We start from the raw sequence: 622 nt of genomic DNA, 5'->3' as shown, positions 1-622 counted from the left end.
CAACGGTGAATGTGCCAATTGATACACATCCCCCCAACCATGCAAATAAATAAGACCATGAGCCCATAATACGCGTGGTTTGCGGTGCCAGACTCTCCTCCCCGATTGCCTTATTATCGAGGGTTTGTACTCCTGCCGCAGCGACGGCAACTTTCGCATTTTCCATTACGTTCCCCTTCCTTGAGAAAGTTTGTTGGTTAATCGTGGATTAATTCATCTTGGTTAATTTAATTCTCAATCGGTGCAGCATAAGCACCAACCTTACTGGTTTTAAGACCGCAGCCAATCAAAGCCTCAACCATGCGCGTAGCAACAGTGACACCATCAATAACAGGAACGCCAGTCTCTTTTGTCAGCCATTCTGTCAGATCTGCCATACCAGCACATCCCAAAACTACGGCCTCACAATTGTCTTCACGCACTGCACGTAAGATCTCATCACGAACCTTTTCACGTGCGCCAGAGCCTGGCTCTTCAAGCGCAAGTACTGGTATGGCAGCCGAGCGTACACGGCGGCAGCGATGTGATAAGCCATAACCATGGATAAGATCTTCAATAACAGGTACTGAACGCGGCAAAGTGGTTACGACACTGAACGATGTCGAAATCATACTTGCCGCCT

General features: G+C 48.2%; 1 protein-coding gene. It reads right to left on the bottom strand.

What is annotated here, in order from left to right; all coding sequences use genetic code 11:
- Positions 1 to 227: 227 nt before the first annotated feature.
- A partial coding sequence (locus ACS8FD_RS21985; protein WP_439277431.1) for an aspartate/glutamate racemase family protein occupies positions 228 to 622 on the bottom strand: 395 nt, incomplete at its 5' end.

It is taken from the genome of Psychrobacter sp. 1U2, assembly GCF_051847575.1.
The sequence above is the reverse complement of the archived record's forward strand: the minus strand, read 5'-3'. Positions and strand labels throughout refer to the sequence as shown.